The organism is Clostridium sp. ATCC BAA-442, from assembly GCF_964239415.1.
GTDB lineage: Bacteria > Bacillota > Clostridia > Oscillospirales > Oscillospiraceae > Flavonifractor > Flavonifractor plautii.
The window spans coordinates 51,365-68,300 of record NZ_CAXSQB010000010.1; the positions used below are offsets into that span (position 1 = coordinate 51,365).

The 16,936-nt window shown below is 56.1% G+C and carries 12 protein-coding genes, 1 tRNA gene, 2 pseudogenes and 1 riboswitch; of the genes and pseudogenes, 11 read left to right on the forward strand and 4 right to left on the reverse strand.

Annotated elements, in window-relative coordinates; translation table 11 throughout:
* Positions 1–14: 14 nt before the first annotated feature.
* The 4 genes from ACESY8_RS06425 (at position 15) to ACESY8_RS06440 (ending at position 3,805) form a co-directional block, all read left to right on the forward strand.
* Positions 15–872 (forward strand): MetQ/NlpA family ABC transporter substrate-binding protein, encoded by an 858-nt coding sequence (locus ACESY8_RS06425; protein WP_054338555.1) that lies wholly within the window; start codon positions 15–17, stop codon positions 870–872.
* Positions 873–911: 39 nt separating this feature from the next.
* Positions 912–1,982, forward strand: a complete 1,071-nt coding sequence (mnmA, locus tag ACESY8_RS06430; protein WP_243427596.1) for a tRNA 2-thiouridine(34) synthase MnmA — start codon at positions 912–914, stop codon at positions 1,980–1,982.
* A gap of 273 nt (positions 1,983–2,255) precedes the next feature.
* Positions 2,256–2,411, forward strand: coding sequence for a hypothetical protein (locus tag ACESY8_RS06435; protein ID WP_153810763.1), 156 nt, complete (start codon positions 2,256–2,258; stop codon positions 2,409–2,411).
* A gap of 272 nt (positions 2,412–2,683) precedes the next feature.
* Positions 2,684–3,805 carry a cysteine desulfurase family protein gene (locus ACESY8_RS06440; protein ID WP_054338557.1) on the forward strand — a complete coding sequence of 374 codons (1,122 nt, stop codon included), beginning with the start codon at positions 2,684–2,686 and terminating at the stop codon, positions 3,803–3,805.
* A 421-nt stretch (positions 3,806–4,226) separates the two neighbouring features.
* On the opposite strand, the gene ACESY8_RS06445 is transcribed toward ACESY8_RS06440, so the two are convergent.
* Positions 4,227–4,658 (reverse strand): RrF2 family transcriptional regulator, encoded by a 432-nt coding sequence (locus ACESY8_RS06445; protein ID WP_007488247.1) that lies wholly within the window; start codon positions 4,656–4,658, stop codon positions 4,227–4,229.
* A 119-nt stretch (positions 4,659–4,777) separates the two neighbouring features.
* Between ACESY8_RS06445 and ACESY8_RS06450 the strand changes: the two are divergent.
* Positions 4,778–4,936, forward strand: a pseudogene (locus ACESY8_RS06450) (pyridoxal-phosphate dependent enzyme); the annotation flags it as partial.
* A 344-nt stretch (positions 4,937–5,280) separates the two neighbouring features.
* Here the strand turns inward: ACESY8_RS06450 and ACESY8_RS06455 are convergent.
* Both ACESY8_RS06455 and ACESY8_RS06460 read right to left on the reverse strand, forming a co-directional pair.
* Positions 5,281–7,590, reverse strand: coding sequence for an S-layer homology domain-containing protein (locus tag ACESY8_RS06455; RefSeq protein WP_434307993.1), 2,310 nt, complete (start codon positions 7,588–7,590; stop codon positions 5,281–5,283).
* Positions 7,591–7,671: 81 nt separating this feature from the next.
* A pseudogene (locus tag ACESY8_RS06460) lies at positions 7,672–8,742 on the reverse strand (leucine-rich repeat domain-containing protein); the annotation flags it as partial.
* A gap of 360 nt (positions 8,743–9,102) precedes the next feature.
* Here ACESY8_RS06460 and ACESY8_RS06465 point away from each other — a divergent pair.
* Positions 9,103–9,897, forward strand: a complete 795-nt coding sequence (locus tag ACESY8_RS06465) for an IclR family transcriptional regulator (protein ID WP_087359494.1) — start codon at positions 9,103–9,105, stop codon at positions 9,895–9,897.
* 85 nt (positions 9,898–9,982) lie between these two features.
* Positions 9,983–10,209, forward strand: a riboswitch (cobalamin riboswitch).
* 342 nt (positions 10,210–10,551) lie between these two features.
* Here the strand turns inward: ACESY8_RS06465 and ACESY8_RS06470 are convergent.
* Positions 10,552–10,643, reverse strand: a tRNA-Ser gene (locus ACESY8_RS06470).
* Positions 10,644–10,835: 192 nt separating this feature from the next.
* Between ACESY8_RS06470 and ACESY8_RS06475 the strand changes: the two genes are divergently transcribed.
* The 5 genes from ACESY8_RS06475 (at position 10,836) to ACESY8_RS06495 (ending at position 16,896) form a co-directional block, all read left to right on the forward strand.
* Positions 10,836–11,639, forward strand: coding sequence for a cell wall hydrolase (locus tag ACESY8_RS06475; protein WP_024723080.1), 804 nt, complete (start codon positions 10,836–10,838; stop codon positions 11,637–11,639).
* Positions 11,640–11,892: 253 nt separating this feature from the next.
* Positions 11,893–12,708, forward strand: coding sequence for a cell wall hydrolase (locus tag ACESY8_RS06480; RefSeq protein ID WP_007488256.1), 816 nt, complete (start codon positions 11,893–11,895; stop codon positions 12,706–12,708).
* Between the two features lie 218 nt (positions 12,709–12,926).
* A complete protein-coding gene (locus ACESY8_RS06485) occupies positions 12,927–13,778 on the forward strand; it encodes an undecaprenyl-diphosphate phosphatase (protein WP_024723079.1) in 852 nt (283 codons plus the stop codon).
* Between the two features lie 47 nt (positions 13,779–13,825).
* Positions 13,826–16,483, forward strand: coding sequence for an FtsK/SpoIIIE family DNA translocase (locus tag ACESY8_RS06490; RefSeq protein ID WP_021632070.1), 2,658 nt, complete (start codon positions 13,826–13,828; stop codon positions 16,481–16,483).
* Positions 16,484–16,488: 5 nt separating this feature from the next.
* Positions 16,489–16,896 (forward strand): GNAT family N-acetyltransferase, encoded by a 408-nt coding sequence (locus ACESY8_RS06495; protein WP_054338559.1) that lies wholly within the window; start codon positions 16,489–16,491, stop codon positions 16,894–16,896.
* Positions 16,897–16,936 lie beyond the last annotated feature (40 nt).

Genomic DNA, 16,936 nt, shown 5'->3' on the forward strand with positions numbered 1-16,936 from the left:
AGAAGGTTAATCCTATGAAGAAGTTTTTTGCATTGGTACTGTCCCTGATTCTGATTCTGAGTTTGACTGCCTGCGGCGGCAGTGACAGCTCCACGGACAGCGCACCGGACTCTGGAGCATCCTCCGCCGATCCCGCCGCAAAGACGGAGATCGTCTACGGCAAGTCTCAAGGTCCCTACACCGAATTGTTCGAAGCAGCGATCGTTCCCATCCTAGAGGAGCAGGGCTACACGCTGAAAGGAGTCGACTTTTCCGACCTGCTGACTGCCGATATCGCCCTGAACGACGGCGATGTGGATGTGAACGTGGAACAGCACACGGCATACGCCGAAAACTTTAACTCCAATAACAACGGTGATCTGGTTCCCATCAGTCCCATCCCTACCGTTCCCGCCGGTATTTACTCTGGGACCCACACATCTCTGGATGAAGTGACTGACGGCGCAAAAATTGCCGTCCCCAACGATGCCTCCAACACCGCTCGGGCCTATGTCCTGCTGCAAAAGATCGGCTGGATCACTCTGGATAGCGGCGTAGATCCCTCTGCCGTGACACAGGATGATATCGTGGAGAACCCCAAGAATCTGGAATTTGTGGAAATGAAGTCTTTAACCATCCCCGCAGCCATACAGGACTTTGACTATGTAATCATTACCGGCAGCATTGTTTACAATGCCGGGATTGACCCCTCTGCTGCACTGGCAACCGAGGACATTCTTGATCACCTTATCCTACAGGTTGTTGTCAAGGAAGGAAACAAAAATGCTGACTGGGCGCAGGCCATTGTGGACGCTTATCACTCTGACCGATTTAAGGCCTATCTGGAGGAGAACAACGACGGCCTGTGGTGGGTTCCTGAAGAACTGCAGTAGAAGATGTCAGCTAATAGAGAAAAGAGTGCCCTGATTGCAATGAGCGGCGGTGTGGACAGCTCTGTCGCGGCATGGCTGATGCGTGAGCAAGGATATCGCTGCGAGGGAACGACCATGCGTCTTTACCGCAACGCGGACATCGGCTTGAGTCAGTTCCATACCTGCTGCTCGCAGAAGGATATCGACGACGCCAGTGAGGTGGCGTTTCAACTGGATATTCCCTATGAAGTGCTGGATTTTACCATGGACTTCAGGAACCAGATCATCGGAAAGTTCATCCGAACATATGAGTCGGGCGGGACACCGAATCCATGCATTGATTGTAACCGGTATATGAAGTTCGATAAACTGCTTCGCTTTGCTGAAGAGAAGGGGCTGGAGTATGTGGCCACCGGACACTATGCCCTCATTGAATATGACGAAGTGTCCGGCAGGTATCTTTTGAAAAAAGCGCTGGATGACAGCAAGGATCAAAGCTATGTGCTGTATATGCTGACACAGGATCAGCTTAGCCACATACAGTTTCCTTTGGGCGGCAAAATGAAAAAGGAAGCGAGAGAGATCGCGGAACAGTTGGGATTCTGCAACGCCTGGAAGCACGACAGTCAGGACATTTGCTTCGTTCCGAACGGGGACTATGTCAAGTTTATGGAACAGTATACCGGAAAACACTACCCGGCAGGAGCGTTTCTTGATCTGGAGGGCCAGCCGGTCGGCAGACATTGCGGGGCTGTCCGTTACACCTTGGGGCAAAGAAAAGGACTTGGTCTTGCCATGGGTGAACCTGTGTACGTTTGCGGAAAGGATATGGCTGCCAATACGGTCACAGTGGGGCCGGAAAACGCGCTGTATAGCAGTATGCTTCTTGCGGAAGATATGAACTGGATCTCCATCCCGCAATTAAAGCAGCCCATGCGGGTGAAGGCCAAAACCCGATATCGTCAGGCGGAACAGTGGGCTGCTGTGTACCCGGAGCAACACGGCCGTGTTAGGCTGGAATTCGATGCGCCGCAGAGGGCTGTTACCGTTGGACAAGCTGTGGTTCTGTATGATGGAGATGTCGTTGTTGGCGGCGGCACGATCTGCCAGGCGCCGCCAACGAAACGCTGATTCACAAAATACAGGCTCAGGCTTGGACAGCCATATGTTGAACGGCGGACATGACCACTGCGGCGCCTGCTGCTGCGGAAGCTGCGGTGCGCTGAAACTGACCCAAACAGAGGTCGATTTACGGCGTCTTTCTGCTCAGATTCCGAGTGGAAGTATGGTTCTGACCACAAAAGGTCAGGCAGTGATTGAATGAGTGGAAATACAAGAATTGAGGCATAAGCAACGATGCTGAATCAATTTTTGAGGACACAGCGTCTCTTCCACCGGGAGGACATGGAAAAACTGTATCAGGCCCGGGTTGCTGGGGGTGGTATTGGCGGCGTTGGCGAATTTGGTCTGAGTGATGATGGACGGGTATGCCGGACAAGTGTGAATCGCCACACTTTTGCAACCAGAAAAACCGTGGGGCAGAAAGCGTGGAAAAGGTGAAATCCGCTTCACTGAACGTTCCTGTAAGGAGCTTTGCGGACAACATTTTAACGAGAGGGATTACTTTAAATAATCTCCCGGTTGGAACAACGCTTTAAGCTGGTGATACCCAATTGAGGATTACTTAAATTGGCGGTGAGGTTCCATGCAAGCTGTGTGATTTGGCGGCGGATCGGAGACAGTGTGGCGCCGGGAGAAGGTTTTCGCCATTGTTTTGCAGGAGGGGATGATTCACTCTGGAGACAAAATTACAGTTTTACCGGAGAGACGCCATGATTTACCTTGACTACTCCGCCAACACACCAGTCGATCCTGCTGTGCTAGAGGCATTTTGTAAAGCGGAGCAAACGTATATCGGAAATCCGAACTCAACGCATTGCGCTGGACGTGCAGCCTGCGAGGAGATGGCCCGAGTGACAGATCATATTGCTGGACTTCTCGGTGTGGAACCCGCCGGGATTATCTACACTTCCGGAGCCAGCGAGTCGAACAACCTGGCAATCAAGGGAATTGCCCAGGCTTCCCGAAATACCGGCAGACACATGATCTCCACCGTACTGGAACACGCATCTGTGGGCGGCACACTTACGGCTTTACAGCAGCAGGGCTGGGAAGTAGATTTGTTGGATATCCAGCGGGATGGAACCATTGACCTGGAGCAACTGGGTGATCTGCTGCGGAAGGACACGATCCTGGTGTCAGTCTGCGCGGTGGACAGTGAGCTGGGGACAGTGCAGCCAATCCGTCAAATTACGGAGATTCTAAAAGATTTTCCAAACTGCCGTCTTCATGTGGATGCCACCCAGGCGATAGGAAAAACGGAGCTGGTGATGGATGGTGTGGACACCATGAGCATCGCTCCTCACAAGTTTTACGGTCTCAACGGCAGCGGACTTCTCCTGAAAAAGAGCAGTGTGATTATCGAGCCTCAGATTCACGGCGGTTCCAGCACAACGCTTTACCGTAGTGGTACACCGGCTTTGGCACTGGCTGTTTCCATTGAAAAAGCGCTTCAATTGACGCTGACGCAGCAGGAAGAACGGATCCGCTGTGTTCGGCAGTTGAACGAATACCTAAAGACTGCACTGCTGCACTATCCGTCAGTCCGGATCAACAGTCCGGAAGGCGCGGTACCGCATATCCTCAACCTCAGCGTTCAGGGGCTTAAAGGCACGGTATTTCAACGTGTTTTGAGTGAGCGGGGCGTATGTGTTTCCGTCAAGTCGGCCTGTTCCGCGGAGGGGACGCCATCCAAAGCGGTATTTGCCGTCAGCGGGGACCGAAAAAATGCGCTGTCCTCCTGGCGAGTGAGCCTCAGTCATTTGACAACACGAGAGGAGCTTGACGAATTTTTGCAGGTGTTCGACCAATGTTACAAAGAGTTGGTTCCATGAAAAATCCATTGGACTATCAGATTTCGAAGTATGACTGCGGTTCCACCGCTATGCTCAATGACGCGAGCTTTCGGTTCCAAGGGAAAGATATCCCCCTGTAGTTTACCAGTAATATCACCCTGTACTGTTTGGATTGTTACGGCTCAGATGGAGTTTGCGAAAAGGGTGGAACCTTTTTGAGGAGAACGGCTCAATCTGTGACAACGGAGGCGGCAGTTCTAAACGTCAGGAAAACAAAACACTGCTCTGTGGGTTGAAACGAAGCAATCCCGGCATTAAAAAGAGTATATTCAACAACATCCACGCTGTTTTCCAGATACGGTGCCCGGTTGCAAAAAAACGGTACAGAGCACTGATTTTTGGAGCAATATGAGGAAAAATGAGCCGGTAGGATATCCTACCGGCTCATTCTGTTACCTAATCAAATTACATAATTATCTCCAGCAGCACCGGACTTCATCAAATCTGCAATGGTAACATTGTCCAGATATTCGTTAATTACTTTATCTAGACCCTGCCACATATGTAAAGTGCGGCATTCCGCTGCTCTGGCACAGACCGCTGCGCCTGGTCCGAGACAAGAAACCGGCGCCAGGGAGTCTTCCGTAAGTCGTAAAATAGCGCCAACAGTGTACTGGTCAGGCGACTTTGTCAATTTATATCCGCCGCCCTTGCCCCGCAGTCCGCTGAGAATATTTGCTTTGACAAGGAGCCTGATGATGGTTTCAAGATATTTCTCTGAAATATCCTGCCGCTGAGCAACTTCTTTCAGTGGGATATAGCCGTCCGTCTGGTGCTCAGCAAGATCAATCATAACGCGCAGTGCATACCGCCCTTTCGTAGAAATCAGCATTTTAAAGTCTCCTTGCACTCATTATAACCTATTATAGCGCATGGTTAATAGGAAAATCAATAGCCTTTTTGGAGCGGCCCTATTGACAAAATGAGCAATATCTATATTTTGAGGACCAATTGATCGGGAAAACACCGCCTCTGAATCTCGTCCCTATTGAGCAGAGCGAAGGGCTGGAGGCCAACCTGCTCGGCAAACTCGAATACTTCAATCCCGCTGGCAGCATCAAGGACCGTATCGCAAAAGCCATGATCGACGATGCTGCGGCCAGCGGAAAATGAAAGCCCGGTTCTGTGATCATCGGGCCTACCTCTGGCAATAGTAAGGGGCTTGGTCAATCCGAAGGCGTTTTGGCTGGCATCTCTTCCGGTGCTGCGGTTTGGGCTGCGCTCCAACCCGCCAAGCGGCCCGAAAATAGAGGCAAGGACCATCACGGCATTGCTGCCGGATACAGGTGACCGTTATCTCTCTACTCCTCTTTTTGCGGACTAAGAAGATAAAAAAGATAGTAAGTCAACTTCATGACTTACTATCTTTTTTGTTTACCCGCACCAACTGCGTTGTCCAGAGGTCGCATTGTGTCCCTAGAAGAATTAATCCCTGATCCGGGGGGCTTCTGTGCTTAGTTGTGGGATTCTGTAAAGCGCATGAGAATGGCGGCCATCTCGGCACGGGTGGCGGTGCCGGCGGGGTCGAGCCAACCGCCGCCCTTGCCGGTCAGCAGACCCTCGTCCACCGCCCAGCACAGGGCATCTGCCGCGTAATCGCTAACCGCGTCTTTGTCGTTAAAGCCGTCCAGACTGCCCGTGGGCTCCGGCGTGCCCGCATAGCGGTACAGCATGGCCGCCAACTGCTCCCGTGTCACTGCGTCCTCCGGGCCGAAGGCCCCGGTGCTGTACCCGGTCACAATCCCCCGGGACGCCGACCAGTTGACCGCACCGGCGTACCACGCGTCCGACGGCACGTCGGTGAAGCCTGCCGTACCGGGGACGGCAGGGCTGTCCGCCAGGTTCCAGAGCACTTGGGCCGCCATGGAGCGGGTCAGCACTGTAGTGGGCGCAAAAGCGGCGGGGCCAGTGCCGTCCATGAGGCCGTTTTTATATACATAGACCACCGCGTCATAGTACCAGTCGCCGCTGCTCACGTCGGCAAAGGGGAGTTTGGGCTCGGCTTCAATTTTTGCGAAGCTCGCCTCAATCTCCGCCCTGGAGGCGGGCATTTTAAAGGTGTATTTGCCGCCACCCTCGTTGATGAGCTTGATTTCGCCGCCATTCTTGCCGGTGACAACCAGTTTGTCCAGCTCATAGCCCTCGTTGGGCTTCACGGTGATGGTTACGGTGTCGCCCTTTTCGGCCCGCTTGGGGCTGACGGTGACGGAGCCGTTTTTTCCGCTGTCCACGCTGACGGTGAAACGGCCGGAGCTGGAGCCTCCGCCGGAGGAGCTGGGCCACACCACAGCCGTACCTGTGGCCTTGTTGTAGTGGTCAGTATCATCTGGGGTAAAGGTCCAGGCGTAGGACTTGCCGCGCTCCACGGTCTGGTCGCCATCATCCCAGGAGAATGTACCCGCGACCTCAATACCCGCCGCGTTCTTCATGGAGCCGGACAGGGTGATGGTAGACAGCTCCACGCCGCTGCTGACCTTGTCAAAGGTAGGTTCGCCCTTGGGATTTCCCATGACGATGCTGTATCGCCGGGAGGCGTAACAGTAGGTCTTGGTGTCCTTGTTATACCCGTTGATGACAAAGGAGTAGACGCCCAGCTCGGTGGGAGCGATGGCCTTGAGTGCATCGGCGGTCAGCTGGGAGTTTGTCTGATTGTACAGGTGCGTTCCGCTAAAGGCGGTGCCCTCTTGTACTGCGTGGAAGTGGGCGGTGAAGGATGTGATGGAATGGTCAGTGCTTGTGCCCTTGGTGTACAGGGTGGTCAGGTTACGGGTGGTAGGGACGATGCCCTGGCCGGTGTACTCATACTCGCGGTCTCCTTCAAAGGTCTCCAGCGGCGAGCTGTCTCCCTCCAGGTACAGATCCACCTCATTCATGCCATTTTCATAGCAGGTGACATAGAGGATGATGGTATCTCCCGGTTCCCAGTTCGTACCCACGGTGCAGAAGCGGTAGTTGGGGTTTTTCAGCTTCAATTCCACCCGGATGCTGTGGGGATTGCCGTCCGCATCGGTGGTGGGGTGGGTGGGCAGGGTGTCAGTTTGTATAATATTTCCGCTTACATCGTTCTGATAAACATAGTAAACATCGCTGTCATCACCTATGCCGGGCTTGAGGTCGATCTTGTCCTTAGCGATATCAGCCTCGTAGGTTCCGTTCTGACTGCCCTTTTTCACCGGATAGAAGCCCAGCAGGTCACTGAACTTGGGCGCGGTGCCGTCCTCATTCAGCGCGTAGGTGATGTACGGACGGCCGATGTCGTCGTCATTCTGCGTTGTGTCTGCCTTGCCGTAGATGATCCGCATGGGGGTGACTTCCACATTGACGGTCAGCGTCCCTGTGACGCCAGCCTCCGTTCTGGCGGTGGCGGTGATGGTGGTTTTACCCACCTTGTTTGCCTTGAGCTGATCGTCCTCAATAGAGACAATGGTGCTGTCACTGGACTGCCAGTTGGAGAGGGTGACGCCCTCGATGGTCGGGAGCGTCTGGGTGGAGCCGTACTCCATGGAAATAGCATCGGATTTCAGCTCGATCCACTTGGCGTAGTAGGTCTTTCCTGCTGTGGAGTTGGTCACAGCGGTACCGGTACAACCCTCGTTTTCGTACCAGCCATCAAAGATGCTGCCCTCTTTGATGGGAGTTGCCAGCTTGCCAGACTCAAACTTGGTGTCCGCCGCAAAGGTGCCGCCATCGGTAACGGCCAGAGAAGTTTTCTCTGAATCGAATCCATTGCTTGTTGAGGTTGGATCAGCCTTTGACTGCAACATCAAGGAAATTAAATCGCTTGAACCCAAATAAATTACACTATTATTTGCCATTCCTTTAAAAATTTGATTATTTTCTGGAATAGAGGAAAGCGATGCCGGAATATAGACACCCTCCATTAAAGATGCATCCTTAAATGCCATGCTACCAATAGTGTTAAGGTTGTTTGAAAGAACCACTCTTTTCAAATTAGTGCATCCTTGAAAAGCACTCTCGGCAATTTCGGTAACAGAGCTTGGAATGAGGACTTCTTCCAGCTCAGTACACCCCTTAAAAGTCTCCTTGCTTATTTTTGTAAACTGTGGATTTTCTGGAAAAACGCAACTTTCAAGCTGTATACAGTTACTAAAGGCACCAGGAGCAATCGTCGTTACCGTATCTGGCAGAGTAATGCTTGTCAGAGAACGGCACCCCATAAAGGCATTAACTCCAATTTCAGTGACGGCTCCATTAAACTCAATGCTACTAATGCCCGTCGCTGCAAATGTATAGGATGGGATGGAAACTACGCCAACCGGAACAGAAATCGTTCCATTCAAAGAAGAACATTTATAAAATGCTTGTGACTCAATAGTAGTCAGATTTGCTGGTAATGTGATGGAGGTAATTCCAGAACCATAAAACGAATCTTGCCCAATTTTAGTTATAGAGGCCGGAAGAACTACCGTCTTCAAATTTGTATAATTCTTAAACGATTTCGCGCCAACAGAAGTTACTCCGTCTTGAATTACTACTCGAGTAATCTTCTCGCGTGAGTAGTGCCATTCTGGCTCGCCACTACTCACATTGTCTTCCGTGATATAAGCATTTCCCATAGGACCATTACCGGAAATTGTGAGAGTATAACCATCCTCATCGTTCGCTGTAAGTGCCCATTTAACAGTATCGGTATATTCCTTGTTTATATAATCATATAGGCCGCAGTTACCGGACATCACATTGTCAGCGGGGGCGGGATCATCCTCCGTGGTCTCCGGTTCATCGGGCAGGACGCACTCACACTCATGCCCGGCCTGCAGGGTACAGCCCTCGGTCACGGCGCAGGCAACCGGCGTCTCGCTGCCCTTGTCTCTCTCGACTGCAAGGGCAGAAACAGGAAAAAGAGACGGTAACAGTACCATCGCCATTATGCTTGCTAGTAGTCGTTTTCTCATTTGCTCTATTCTCCTTTATACAAAAGTAGTACCTTTCTAAACTGTCCGCTTTGTAAAAGTGTACCTTTCTAAAGCGCAATTTTACTGTTTGTATTTGCTGAAAAAGTATTGAAAATCCTGGCAGACTTGTGTATCATACAAACAGGGATCGTTCTATCTGAAAGTTTGTAAAGGTACACCTTTTCAAACAAAGCAGCGCCTCTGGATTTCTCCAGAGGCGCTGCTGTCTTTCTGACGCGGACAAAATTATTTGCTCTTATCAACTTCGTGATGGAAAATGCTCCCTTAACTGTTGCAAATTCGTGAATTATATGGTATCATTTTACATGAAAAGACATTGGAAGTAAAGGGTGTTGCACGATGAATGCAAAACTATCCAAGGTCAATCAGTCCATTGAAAAAACCATTCAGATTGTGGAGGTTATGGCCCGCGGTAAGGGCCCTATGCGGCTGCAGGACGTTGCTAAGAAATGTGGAATGCCGGCCAGCACGGTGATGCGGATGCTTAATACACTGCAGGTGTACGGCTATGTCAATCAGGATCCCTGTACGCAGCACTACTCTCTGTCGTTGCGGTTTGCCCGCCTGGGTTGCCTGGTCAGTGAACAGACCAATATGCGGGATGTGGCGCGGCCATTCCTGGCGGAGTTGGCGCAGCGCTGTCAGGAGACTGTGTGCCTGGGGTGTGAGGCAGAAATGGAAGTGGAGTGCACCGATGTGGTGGACGGCCCGGATGGAATCCTGATGGTGAGCCAGCGGGTAGGCGCACGCGCCCCGCTCCACGCCACCGGCGCGGGAAAGCTCCTGCTGCTCAATTACAGTAACCAGAAGCTGAACGAGTACATAGCAGTTAAGGGCCTGCGGGCCCTGACGCCCCATACACTGGTCACGCGGGAGGCGCTGGTGAACAGCTTGGAGACGATACGCAGCCGGGGCTATGCCCTGGAGGACGAGGAGCGGGAGCTGGGTGCCCGCTGTGTGGCGGCGCCGGTGCGTGATTACTCGGGGCGGATTGTAGGCGGAATCAGTGTCTCAGGCCCCACCACCCGTATGTCCAGAGCGCGGCTGGAGGCGCTGGCGCCCCTGGTAATGGATACGGCAGCGGAACTCTCCCGCCGGCTGGCCTATGAGGAGTGGCCTGAGGAAGGGGATTGACTTTCCTGGCCGGGCGGTATATGATGGAAGCACAGTTGAATATCGAACTCCGGCTTTTGTGGCATTTACGCGACCCCGTCTGTCCGGGCGGGACACGTATTCTTGTTCGGCTGAACAAGGGAATCAGGTGAAATTCCTGAACACGGCCCAGTTCCGCTCGGTGCGGATGGGTACGTAGCTGTAAGCACGGAGCGTATCCTCTTTCCGTGAAAGCGGGTCACTGGCTTGTGCTGGGAAGGCGGGGGATATGCGCTGGCGGCATAGCCGTCTGGACGTGTGAGTCAGAAGACCTACAAGGAGCAGTTTCTCCCCGAGTGGAGGGGAGAGGCATGGTGCGTACAAAAGCGGTAACCTGAGGTTACCGCTTTTTTCGACCTGCTCCCAAGGTGGGAAAAAGCGGATACAGAGGTATCCGCTTTTTCATTTCGGGATCGACGGTTCCGCTTAACAGGTGAATTCCAGGACCGGCCAGGCGGCCGCCCGGACATTGGGGAGAATGGAACGGGGCCGCAGACTCCCGACGGAGCGCGCAGGGCCTGCGAATGGGTTGGGGCGGGGAGAACAGCTCCCGGACAGGCGCCCTGCCAGCTAAGCTGGTAGGGCGCCTGATTCATATTGAATAAAAAACTCCGCAACCGAAAGGTTGCGGAGTTTTGGCGGAGAGAGAGGGATTCGAACCCTCGAGACGCTATTAACGCCTACACGATTTCCAATCGTGCGCCTTCGACCAACTCAGCCATCTCTCCATGGTGAGTGCTCTATCCTTGCTCGCCCATCAGCCGAGCAGCAGAGATTATTATATCAGCTTTTTCGAATACGTCAAGAGGAAAATTGAAAAAAATCAAAAAAAGAGGGAAGTCAGGAAAACATTGTGCCTTGCCAAGGGGAGGGGAGAGCGGTTACAATCTGGTTACAAAACAAAGAAAGGTTGTGGAACCATGAAAAAGCTGGTACTGGCCGTGGCATTGAGTGCGGCTCTGGTGACCAACGGACAGGCGGCGTCCGCCGGCCCGCTGCGGGTCAACGGCGCACCGGTGGACGCCAGCGGCAGCTATGTCCATCAAAACACTACCTATGTCCCCCTGCGGACGATAACGGAGGCGCTGCGCCCCGATGCAGAGGTGGATTGGGTGAAAGACCGGGCTGTGGTCCGGGCGGAGGGGCTGAAGCTGACGGCCCGGCCAGGTGATGCCTACATAGAAGCAAATGGCCGTACGCTGTATGCCAAAGACGGTGTCCATTTGAAGGCGGGGCGTACGCTTGTGCCGGTGCGGGTGTTGGCAGAGGCGCTGGGCGCCACCGTGGACTGGAATCCGGCCACCGGCGTGGTGTCGGTCAACGGGGGAGGCAGCGCAACGACGCAGCCCGACTACAACCGGGAGGACAAGCTCTACTGGCTGTCCCGCATCATCTCGGCGGAGAGCCGGGGAGAGCCTCTGGAGGGGCAGATCGCAGTGGGCAACGTGGTACTTAACCGGGTGGATTCCCCGGACTTCCCGGACACCATCTACGGTGTGATCTTTGACGACCGGTGGGGTGGGCAGTTTACCCCTGTGCGCAATGGCACAATCTATCAGGAGCCCACGGAACAGAGCATTCAGGCGGCCAAGCTCTGCTTGGAGGGGGTCAACGTGGCCAAGGACAGCCTGTACTTCCTGGCGCCGGCGCTGACCAACAACCATTGGATTATGGAAAACAGAACTCACGTCATGACGATCGGCGCCCACTGGTTTTACCGCTGAACGCGGTGGAGACACATCCGGACAGCTTTCCGGACGTGTTTCTTTTTGTTATCATTTGTAGCCGAAGGAGAGCTGGAAACATCGAAAAATGTTCTGACGCACAAAGAGAAGGGTGAATTGAAACCATTGCAGCACAATGGATTGAACAGTATCGACAAAACTTCCTCTTGACTTTTTGGGGGAGAATCGGTTACAATACGGTTACAAAACAGTGAACAACAAGTAACAGATTGTAACAGGAGGAATCCTAAGCATGAAGAAACGAGCCCTTTGTGCGCTCGTCAGCCTGGCCCTTTGCGTTACCCTGGCCGGGCAGGCGGCGGCGGCTGAGAGCAGCGTCAGCTTTGTAGTCAATGGGATCACCCTTGCGGCAGATGTGCCCAACCGTGTGGAGGCGCGCACTACCTATGTGTCCTACTGGCCCATCGTGAGCGCCTTGTATCCGAACGCGACGGCGGAGTGGGTCAATGGTCAGGCAGAGGTCAAGGCCGACGGCCTGACCCTCCACATCAAGCCCGGCGCCCAGTATATCGAGGCCAACGGCCGCTACCTGTACGTGCCGGACGGAGTCAAGTGCGAGGGCTACAGCATCATGGTTCCCATCCGAACCCTGTGCCAGGCGCTGGGCGCCGGCGTGGAGTGGGACGGAACCCAGTCCACCATCCAGATCACCTCCGGCAGCGGGCCCATCCTCTCCGGTGAGCAGGCCTACCAGGCGGACGTGGTGTACTGGCTCTCCCGCATCATCTATGCTGAGAGCGGCAATCAGCCCTTGGACGGAAAGATTGCAGTGGGTAATGTGGTGCTCAACCGGGTGGCCAGCCCCCGGTTCCCCAACAGCGTCTACGAGGTGATCTTTCAGCGCAACCAGTTCACCCCCGCCGCTAACGGAAGCATCAACCGTACCCCCAGCGCTGAGAGCGTGGTTGCCGCCAAGCTGTGCCTGGACGGTGCCAACACTGCGGGCAGCGCCCTGTACTTTGTGAATCCCACAGTGGCCCCCGGAAGCTGGGCCTCCCGGAACCGCCCCTATGTGGCGACCATCGGGGCCCACGCTTTCTACGGGTAAGGCGCGGCAAAAAGCCGAGACCATTGGTCTCGGCTTTTTATTGTGCAAAAGCACAGCAAAATGGCCATGTATCGCCATATTTGCCTGTTGTCATGATATGTGCATCGTGTATGAAATGTCCCGACCGGGAACTGCGGGAGAAAAGGATGGAAATATCCACGCGCGTATGTTAATATAAATACGTATGTCCAAATGATTCAGCATGGAGGGAACTGACTTTGACTTATTTTATGTCCATCTTAATGGGGATTATCCAGGGCGTGGCGGAATTCCTGCCCATCTCCAGCTCCGGCCATCTGGCCCTGTTTCAGACGTTTTTCGGGATGGAGAACATGGAGGAGAAATACATGTTCTTTACCGTCCTGCTCCACTTCGGTACACTGATTTCTGTCTGTATGGTCTACTGGCGGGACATTGTGGATATGATCCGCGAGTTCTTCCTGGGCATTGCCGCCCTGGCCGGGCGGAAGGATACCGGCGTTGCCCCGCCGCCGGCCCGACGGATGGTGATGCTCATCATCATCGCGACCGTGCCCCTGTTTGTGATGGTGTTTTTGCAGGATGCGGTGAACCAACTGTTCTCCAACTCCATCATGGTTTCCTGCGCCCTGCTGGCCACCGGGTTTATCCTGTTTTTCTCCGACCGCATGGCCCGGGGCCACAAGACCGCCAAAAACGCGACGGTGGCGGACGCCTTGATCGTGGGCTGCGGCCAGGCGCTGGCGGTTATCCCCGGCCTCTCCCGCTCCGGCACCACCATCTCGGTTGGCATGATGCGGGGCTTTGACCGGGCCTTCGCCGTGCGCTTCTCCTTCCTTATGTCCCTGCCTGCCGTACTGGGCGCCAACGTCCTGGAAATTAAGGATGCGCTGGCCTCGAACTTCCCCATTGAGGAGCTGCCCATGTACTTAGTGGGCGTAGCGGTGTCCGCTGTGGTGGGGTACTTTGCCATCCGGCTTGTTAAGAGCCTGTCCGATAAGGGGAAATTCGGCAAGTTTGCTTACTACTGCTGGGCGGTTGGCCTGGGCAGCTTGGTAGCGGGCATCGTGAAGATGATGCTGCTCAAGTGACAGAAACCCGATACAAAAGAATGACCCTGGAAAGGATTTGATTTTCAATGGCCACAGCACAGAAGAAGAACGCGGGCGGAAAGCGGACGGCCTCGGGTACGGGAAGGACCGCATCCGGCTCCCGCGCTGCCGGCAGCCGGAAGAAGGCCCCGGCGCCCAGGCCCATCCGTCGGGAGGTGGGGGCGGTGGCCTGTCTGCTGCTGGCCATTTTCTCCGCCTTTGGATACTTCCATATTCAGGCCATCTTTATCGACTTTTTCTGCGGCTTGGTCAAGGGCCTGATCGGCTACGGCTACTGGCTGCTGCCCCCCATGCTGCTGGTGGCCAGCGGGATCTTGGTCTTCCACCGGGGCCGCCCGGTGCGGCTGCGGGTGTGGTGCGCCCTGCTCACCCCAGTGCTGGTGGGCTGCCTGCTCCACCTGATTTTGACCAGGGGCTCCTATGAGTGGAGCCTGGAGCTGGTCAAGACCCTGTGGAGCCAGGGAGAGGCTCTCAAGAGCGGCGGTGTGGTCAGCGGCTCGATCGCCCTGGGGCTGACTGCGGTGTTCAGCAAGTACGGAGCCGGTGTAATCTTCGTCCTGATCGCGGCCATCATGCTGATGGTGGTGTTCCACGTCTCCCCGGTGGATATCGTGGACCGGATCCGTGAGCGGCCCCGGGTGGAGTACGAGGAGGAGGAACTGCCCGAGCCCAAGCCCCGTGAGCGCCGCCGTGCCCCCGAGCCGGAGAGCGCCGCCCGCCGCCAGCAGGTGCCTCAGATCGATATCCCCGTGGACGATGGTCCGCTGGTGGGCAAACGGCCCGAGCCCAAGCCCATTGAGAAGAAGGAGCGCTTTTTCAACCGGAAGCCCTCGGTGCCCACGCCGGACCAGGTATTGGCCGGTGCGGCGGCTGGGGATGTGCCTGAGGCAGAACCCATCGCCGTGTCCCCTCCGCCTGAGACGCCTCAGGAGGCAGCTCAGGCGGCGAAACCGGTGCCGGAACCCATCCCGGAGCCCGCCCCTGCCCCGCCGGTGCCGGAGATTGAGCGGGAGCCCGCTGTGGCCAAGGTGAAGAGGGAGGAGGCTGCCCAGGCGGCGGCCGAGGTGGCCCAGGACATCGCCCGCAAACTGGAGGAGGGGACTCCGGCGGCCTACCAGTATCCGCCGGTTTCGCTGCTGAACGAGGGGGCAGGCGTGTCGGGCGCCGACGTGGCCAGCGAGCTCCAGGCCAATCAGGCCCGCCTGTCCGACACCATCCGGTCCTTCGGAATCGATGCTACCATCGCCAATGTGACCCGCGGCCCATCGGTGACCCGGTACGAGGTGGAGCTGGACCAGGGGGTGCGGCTTAACAAGCTGACCAACCTGGCTGACGATATCGCCCTGGCCTTGGGGGCTACCGGCGTTCGCATCGCCCCCATCCCGGACAAGATCTCCATGGTGGGCATTGAGGTGCCCAACAAGCTCGTCTCCCCGGTCTATATCCACGATGTCATCGACTCCAGTGAGTTCCGGGACAACCCCTCCAAGGTTTCCTTTGCTGTGGGCCGGGACATCAGCAACCGCAATGTAGTGGGCAATATTGCCAAGCTGCCCCACCTGCTCATCGCCGGCACCACCGGCTCGGGCAAGTCGGTATGTACCAACTCTCTGATTATCTCTCTGCTCTACAAGGCCACCCCTGAGGAGGTGCGCCTCATCATGGTGGACCCCAAGATGGTGGAGCTGGGCATCTACAACGGCATCCCGCATCTGCTCATTCCCGTGGTCACCGACCCCAAGAAGGCGGCGGGCGCCCTCCAGTGGGCGGTGGTGGAGATGATGAAACGCTACCGGGCCTTCTCGGAGATCGGGGTGCGGGATCTGGCCAGTTACAACGCCCACGCCGCCAAGACCGAGGGCATGGAGAAGATGCCCCAGATTGTGGTGGTCATCGACGAGCTGGCCGATCTGATGCTGGTGGCCGCCAAGGAGGTGGAGGAGTCCATCTGCCGGGTGGCCCAGATGGGCCGCGCCGCCGGCATGCACCTGATCATCGCCACCCAGCGGCCCTCCGCCGACGTGATCACCGGTCTGATGAAGGCCAATATCCCGAGCCGCATCGCCTTTGCGGTGGCCTCCTCCCTGGAGTCCCGCATCATTCTGGACACTACGGGCGCGGAGAAGCTGGTGGGCCGGGGCGACATGCTCTACTTCCCCCTGGGCACCGGCAAGCCCCAGCGGGTGCAGGGCTGCCTCATCTCCGACGAGGAGGTGGCCGCCGTAGTGGGCTTTATCAAGCAGAACAGCGGCTCGGCCGAGTACTCGGAGGAGATCATCCATGAGATCGAGCAGCACGCCGCCGAGAAGGAGAAGGGGAGCAAGGGCGTGGGCGGCTCCGCGCCGGACGAGGTGGGGGACGACTACGACGAGCTGCTCCCCGCCGCCATTGAAGTGGTGGTGGAGACCGGCATGGCCTCCGTGTCCATGCTCCAACGGCGGCTCAAGCTAGGCTACTCCCGGGCGGCCCGACTGGTGGACCAGATGGAGGAGAAGGGAGTCGTGGGGCCCTTTGAGGGCTCCAAGCCCCGCCAAGTGCTCATTACCAAGGATCAGTGGCAGGAGATGCAGTTTAAGCAGGGGATGGTGGACGCTGCCCCAGAGCCCGTCCCCGACGAGCTGGAATTTGAGGGCGACGCCATCCCCCAGAGCCGGGATTTGCCCCCGTTTGATATGGAGGATTGAGAGCGATGGAGCACTATGTCATCAAGCCCGCCGGGGAGGCGGGGGAAGCGGCGGTTCACGCCGGCCTGCGGGCCTATAACCGCACCTTTGTCTCCGATACGGCGGATCTCTCCCTGGTGGTGGAGGACGAGGCCGGACAGATCATCGGCGGCTGCGATGCCTTCCGGATGGGGGAGCTGGCCCTGCTGGACGTGCTGTGGGTGGCGGAGTCCCGCCGGGGCACCGGCCTGGGGGCCTGCCTCCTGGCCCAGCTGGAGCAGGACGCCGCCCGCCAGGGTGCGAAGCGCCTGGAGCTGAACACCTTTGGATTTCAGGCCCCCGGCTTCTATGAAAAGCTGGGCTACCGCCGCTTCGGCGCAGTGGAGCCCGCCGTGGGGGAGTACGGCCACTACTTTTACGTGAAAGAGCTCTAACAGGACGCAGATAAGCCGGATGGGCGCGGTCGTTTGACCG

Coding starts and splice junctions, on each gene's coding strand:
- ACESY8_RS06495 (WP_054338559.1), top strand. CDS start 16,489: ATGGAGCACTATGTCATCAAGCCCGCCGGGGAGGCGGGGGAAGCGGCG.
- ACESY8_RS06480 (WP_007488256.1), top strand. CDS start 11,893: ATGAAGAAACGAGCCCTTTGTGCGCTCGTCAGCCTGGCCCTTTGCGTT.
- ACESY8_RS06455 (WP_434307993.1), bottom strand. CDS start 7,590: ATGTTGCAGTCAAAGGCTGATCCAACCTCAACAAGCAATGGATTCGAT.
- ACESY8_RS06435 (WP_153810763.1), top strand. CDS start 2,256: ATGGAAAAACTGTATCAGGCCCGGGTTGCTGGGGGTGGTATTGGCGGC.
- ACESY8_RS06425 (WP_054338555.1), top strand. CDS start 15: ATGAAGAAGTTTTTTGCATTGGTACTGTCCCTGATTCTGATTCTGAGT.
- ACESY8_RS06490 (WP_021632070.1), top strand. CDS start 13,826: ATGGCCACAGCACAGAAGAAGAACGCGGGCGGAAAGCGGACGGCCTCG.
- ACESY8_RS06440 (WP_054338557.1), top strand. CDS start 2,684: ATGATTTACCTTGACTACTCCGCCAACACACCAGTCGATCCTGCTGTG.
- mnmA (WP_243427596.1), top strand. CDS start 912: ATGAGCGGCGGTGTGGACAGCTCTGTCGCGGCATGGCTGATGCGTGAG.
- ACESY8_RS06475 (WP_024723080.1), top strand. CDS start 10,836: ATGAAAAAGCTGGTACTGGCCGTGGCATTGAGTGCGGCTCTGGTGACC.
- ACESY8_RS06445 (WP_007488247.1), bottom strand. CDS start 4,658: ATGCTGATTTCTACGAAAGGGCGGTATGCACTGCGCGTTATGATTGAT.
- ACESY8_RS06465 (WP_087359494.1), top strand. CDS start 9,103: ATGAATGCAAAACTATCCAAGGTCAATCAGTCCATTGAAAAAACCATT.